Below are 5,319 nucleotides of genomic sequence, written 5' to 3' on the forward strand. Positions count from 1 at the left end.
CCGAGACAGCGGGTTAAACCCACCGTCTCGGCGCGAAAGTGCTGTCTCGCGGGTCCAGCGACCCGGGTCAGACGAGGGGGGTGCCGTGGGTGTGGAAGGTCTCGATGGTCTTCATGCCCCAGGCCTGGCCCTTCTTGCGCTCCTCCTGGCTCCACTCGACGACCGGCTGGTCGGGGTCGAGGAGCAGGCGCGCGCCGGCGTTCGCGAACTCGATGCGGTTGCCGCCGGGCTCCCACACGTAGAGGAAGAACGTCTGGTTGATCGCGTGCTTGTGCGGCCCGGACTCGATGTGGATGCCGTTCTCCAGGAAGATGTCGGCGGCCTTCAGGATGTCCTCGCGCGTGTCGGGGGCGAACGCGATGTGGTGCAGGCGATTGCCGTGCTTCGTCCAGTCGTCGGAGTAGACGACGTCGTACGACTTGAGTGAGAAGTGGAACCACCACGCGGCGAAGCGGCCGTCGTCGTTGCGGATGCGTTCGCTCTCACGCCCGCCGAGGGCCCGGGCCACGAACTCGCCGTTGGCCTCCACATCCTTCGCCAGGTAGTTGATGTGGTCGAGGCGGCGGGCGTTCACGCCGTGACCGGGGAACCGCGACGCCTGGTTCTTCAGCGCCGGCTTGTCGTCGGTCGCGACGTAGCGCTCGGTCTCGTAGTAGATGCCCATGGCGTGACCGTCGGGATCGCGGAAGCGATACGTCGGGCCCGTGCCGACCTCGCCGTCCTCCCAGCCCTCACCGAGTCCCATCGCATCGATCTCGGCGACGCGGCGCTCGAGTGCCTCGGGCGAGGTCGTGCGGAACGTCGTGAGACCGACGCCCGCCGCATCCGAGGCCGTGAGCTTGATCGTGTACTGCTCGTACTCGTCCCAGGTGCGCAGGTAGATGCTGCCGGGGGTCTCGGCGACCACGCGCATCGCGAGGAGATCCTCGAAGAACCAGCGGCTGCCGGCGAAATCGGGCGTGAGCAGTTCGACACTGCCGATATGGGCGACGTCGAACGAACGGAAGTCGGTCATCGTGAGCGTCCTCTCTGACGGGGATGGCGGTGGTCAGCGGATGGGGCCGGGGAACACCCGGCCGTCGAAGATCTTGCGGGCGGTGCGGTGCGACAGCGACGCCGCGCGCCAGGTGCCGTCGGCGTCGCGGTGCACGGTCACCTCGGTGTCGAGGGAACCGCTCGGGTGCTCGATCGCGAGCGGGCCGTCGCCATCCGAAGAGGAAGCCGGCCCGGACGGGATGTCGGCGGCGACCGTTCCGGGCACGCGCACGGCGGCGGCGACGGAGGCCGCCATGAGCACGCCGATCGAGGTGTGCACACGGTGCGGGATGAAGGCGCGCGTGCCGATCGCCCCGCCGGCCTGCGCGGGGGCCAGCAGGATCACCTTCGGCACGGTCTGCTCGGCGACATCACCCAGCCCCATCCGCTCGCCCGCGGCGCGGCGGAGGCGCTCGATCCGTTCGCGGAGGGCCGCGTCGCCCTCGAGCTCGTCGGGGCTCTCCGCCCCGGACGCCCCGACGTCGGCCGCGGCGATCAGCACCGTCGGCATCCCGTTGTCGACGAGCGTCACGTGCAGCCCCTCGACGACGTCGACGACGGAGCCCGACGGGAAGAGGGCTTTGCCCGGGCCCGCCGTCACCTCGAGGTCGATCGCGCCGGCCGTACCGGGGACGCCGTCGATGTGGCGGTCGCCGGCGTACTCGGGCCGGCCGTCGGATGTCGGAAATGTGGCCGTGGCGACGTCCCCGGTGTTCCGCAGGGCGATGCGGATGCGGGCGCTGTCGCCCGACGCGGTCACGAGCCCGCGCTCGAGCGCGAACGGACCCACCCCGGCCAGCAGGTTGCCGCAGGTCTGCGTGGTGCTGACGAGCGCCTCGTCGACGGCGACCTGGAGGAAGAGGTAGTCGACATCCGCATCCGGAGTCGTCGATGCCGAGATGATCGCGACCTTGCTGGTGAGGGGATGCGCGCCGCCGAGCCCGTCGATCTGCGCCGGGTCGGGACTGCCCATGATGCGCAGCAGCAGGGCATCGCGCTCGGCGGGGTCGCTCGGAAGGTCGGCGGCGAGGAAGTACGCGCCCTTCGACGTGCCCCCGCGCATGAGCATGCAGGGGATGCCGTCGCGCGGATCAGTGGTCATCGTCGTACTCGGCCTGGGTGAGATGGCGGACGCCCAGACCCTCGAGCACGGGACGCAGCTCGTTGATGTCCATCGAGATCTCGCCGGCCCGATACCGCTCCCGGTTGCGTCGCTCGCGTTCCGCCCGCGTGGCGGCCGCGGCCCGCGTGGCGGCGACCTGCGCGAGCGGCACCACCGCGACGCCGTCGTCGTCGGCGACGATCACGTCGCCCGGGCGCACGCCGACCGCGCCGAGCACCACGGGGATGTTGACGGAGCCCGCGGTGTCCTTGACGGTGCCGAGCGCGCTGACGTGCGTCGCCCACACCGGGAACCCCATCGCCCGCAGCTCGGCGGTGTCGCGCACGCCGCCGGAGGTGACGTAGCCGCGCACGCCGCGGGTCTGCATCTGGGTCGCCATGAGCTCGCCGATGACCCCGTAGGCCGAGTCGGCCGCGGGCACGACGACGATCACGTCGCCCTCCTCGGCCTGTTCGATCGCCACGTGCACCATGAGGTTGTCGCCCGCGGCGGCCGACACCGTGATCGCGCTCCCGGCGATCGCGGCATCCCGCTGCAGGGCGCGGATAGCCGGACCCGCGTAGCCGGTGCGACCCATCGCCTCGTGCACGGTCGCCGATCCGAAGGAGGCCAGCGCGTCGATGTCGGCGCGGTCGGCACGGCGGATGCCGGTGACGACGACTCCGCTCATGCGAGCACGTCCGTGACCTGCGGCAGGTACCGCACGTAGGCCTCGCCCATCGTGTCGTGGGGCAGTCCGAGGTTGGGGCCGGCGTTGCGTCGCACCTGCACCCCGCGGCGCACGGCCAGCTGCGCGTAGTACTCCCACATGTGCGTCTGGGCGGGCAGGCACTCCATCGCCGCCCGCTTGCGTGGGAACGCGGCGGTGATGTCGAGCAGCACGTTCGGCTTGAAGTCGGACTGCTCGCTCTGGTGGGGCTCGAAGAAGAACACCGGGGGCGCGCCGATGATGGTCTCGGCCGTCGGCATCGACCCGTCCGCGTTCGCCACACCGATGGCCTGCGCGAGGATCCGCGCCTCGAGTGCCATGCGCGCCGCGGCCGGGTGGTCGCCGTTGTACGGATCGAGAAGAGGATGCGTGAGCACGACCGTGGGCTGCACCCGCCGGTAGACGTCGACCAGCTGCGCGACGGCTTCCGGGCTCTCCCGCAGCGGATAGTCACCGAGATCCAGGAACTCGATGTCGGCCCCCAGTGCCGCGGCGGCGGCGGTCGCCTCCGCGCGGCGGATCTGCTTGATCTCGTCCAGCGGCTTTCCCGCCAGCCACTGGCTCGCGGACTCGCCGCGCTCGCCGTAGCTGAGGCAGACGACGGTGGCGCGCTCGCCGCGCAGGGTCGCGGCGGCGATCGCGCCGCCGGCGCGCCAGACGAAATCGCCTGCGTGCGCACTCACCACGAGCAGCGAAGGAGTGGTCTCGCTCAACGGTTCCTCCTGTCGGCCTGCGCGGTACTGGGCGACCGCCGTGCCGGAGCGGAGCGGCGTCGATGCCGTCCGGGATGGCCCCAGCGAATCACAGCCCGCCACGAATGGTCAAGATTTTGTTGACAATCCGAGATCGGAAAATCACTATGGACAGAGGGAGATGCGTTCGGACGAGCGCGCACCGGCCACGGACAAGGAAGTCGAAGGGCGTACTCATGGCGCAGAACCTGCAGCAGTTGTTGGACGAGCGGAACGACACGGTCGGGATGCTGCGTGATTCGCAGCTGGGCACGTACATCTATCCGGTCGTTCCGGCGGAGTTCACGAACTGGCGGCGAGAGCAGAAGGCCTGGCGCGAGACCGCCGTGCTCTACGACCAGACCCACCACATGGTCAACTTCTTCGTCTCCGGTCCGGATGCGTTGAAGCTCCTGAGCGAGACCGGCATCAACTCGTTCGCGAACTTCCCCGTGAACACGGCGAAGCAGTTCGTGCCCACCGCATCCAACGGCGGAGTGATCGGCGACGGCATCCTCTTCCACGAAGCGGCCGACGAGTACGTGTACGTCGGTCGCGCCCCGGGCGCGAACTGGCTGCAGTTCCACGCCGAGACCGGCGGTTACGACCTCGAGTTCCGGTACGACGACCGCTCGCCGTCGCGTCCGTACGGTGCGGCCGTGCACCGCGACTACTACCGGTTCCAGATCCAGGGACCCAACGCCTGGAGCATCATCGAGAAGCTCAACGGCGGTCCGCTCGAGAAGGTGCGGTTCTTCCACATGGGCGAGATGACCATCGCGGGCGAGAAGGTGCGCACGCTCCGCCACGGCATGGCCGGCGCGCCCGGGCTCGAGATCTGGGGCCCGTACGAGCAGCACCAGAAGATCCGCGACGCCGTGCTCGAGGCGGGCCGCGAGTTCGGCATCGAGCCGTGCGGCTCGCGCGCCTACTCGTCCAACACCCTCGAGTCGGGATGGATCCCGTCGCCGCTGCCGGCCATCTACACCGGTGAGGGCGAGCGGGCGTATCGCGAGTGGCTGCCCGCCAACAGCTACGAGGCGATCAACGCGCTCGCCGGATCGTTCGTGTCGGAGAACATCGAGGACTACTACCTCAACCCGTGGGAGCTCGGCTACGGATCGTTCGTGAAGTTCGACCACGACTTCATCGGGCGCGACGCGCTCGAGAAGGTGGATGCCGATGCGCAGCGCAAGAAGGTCACGCTCGCGTGGAACGACGAGGACCTCGCCAAGATCCTGACGAGCGTCATCGACCGTGAGGGTGTCGGCTACCAGTTCTTCGACCTGCCCAACGCCAACTACGGCTCGTCCAACTACGACGCCGTCATCGACGCCGACGGCAACACCGTGGGCCTCTCGCTCTTCACCGGCGTCACCGCCAACGAGAAGCGCGGCCTCTCGCTCGCCACCGTCGACCGCGATGTCCCGGTCGGCGCCGAGGTGCGCGTGGTGTGGGGCGAGCCCGACGGCGGCTCGAAGAAGACCACCGTCGAGCCGCACGATCAGATCGCGGTCCGCGCCATCGTGAGCCCTGTCCCGTACGCCGAGACCGCCCGGCAGGAGTACCAGGGCGGCTGGCGCACCTCCGGCACCGCCTGACCCACCCCATCCCCGCCCCCGGCCCCGCCCCGCCGCCCGCGGGGTGGCGGACCCGCACCCCACCCTTGCCGAGCGCACATCCCGTCGCCGAGCGCACATCGTCCGGGATATGCGCTCGGC

At 69.9% G+C, this 5,319-nt stretch carries 5 protein-coding genes; 1 reads left to right on the forward strand and 4 read right to left on the reverse strand.

Translation table 11 applies throughout. The features are described from left to right. Positions 1–67: 67 nt before the first annotated feature. The 4 genes from AB0N73_RS16200 to AB0N73_RS16215 are packed head-to-tail and all read right to left on the reverse strand — an operon-like array spanning position 68 to position 3,580. The gene (locus tag AB0N73_RS16200) at positions 68–1,015 is read right to left on the reverse strand and encodes a VOC family protein (RefSeq protein ID WP_363565377.1); all 948 of its coding nucleotides are present in this window, start codon (positions 1,013–1,015) and stop codon (positions 68–70) included. 33 nt (positions 1,016–1,048) lie between these two features. Then, the gene (locus AB0N73_RS16205) at positions 1,049–2,137 is read right to left on the reverse strand and encodes a 4-oxalomesaconate tautomerase (RefSeq protein WP_363565379.1); all 1,089 of its coding nucleotides are present in this window, start codon (positions 2,135–2,137) and stop codon (positions 1,049–1,051) included. After that, entirely contained in the window at positions 2,127–2,828 is a 702-nt protein-coding gene (locus AB0N73_RS16210; RefSeq protein WP_363565381.1) for a 4-carboxy-4-hydroxy-2-oxoadipate aldolase/oxaloacetate decarboxylase, read from the reverse strand. Before AB0N73_RS16210 ends, AB0N73_RS16205 begins: the two co-directional genes overlap by 11 nt. After that, entirely contained in the window at positions 2,825–3,580 is a 756-nt protein-coding gene (locus AB0N73_RS16215) for a PIG-L deacetylase family protein (protein WP_363565383.1), read from the reverse strand. The genes AB0N73_RS16210 and AB0N73_RS16215 overlap by 4 nt, the downstream gene beginning before the upstream one ends. Before the next feature lie 215 nt (positions 3,581–3,795). Between AB0N73_RS16215 and AB0N73_RS16220 the strand changes: the two genes are divergently transcribed. After that, on the forward strand, positions 3,796–5,199 hold the full coding sequence (locus tag AB0N73_RS16220) for an aminomethyl transferase family protein (RefSeq protein WP_363565385.1): 1,404 nt from the start codon (positions 3,796–3,798) through the stop codon (positions 5,197–5,199). The last annotated feature ends 120 nt before the right edge of the window (positions 5,200–5,319 follow it).

Origin of the sequence: Microbacterium sp. NPDC089189, assembly GCF_040685095.1 — a bacterium.
Classification (GTDB): Bacteria; Actinomycetota; Actinomycetes; order Actinomycetales; family Microbacteriaceae; genus Microbacterium.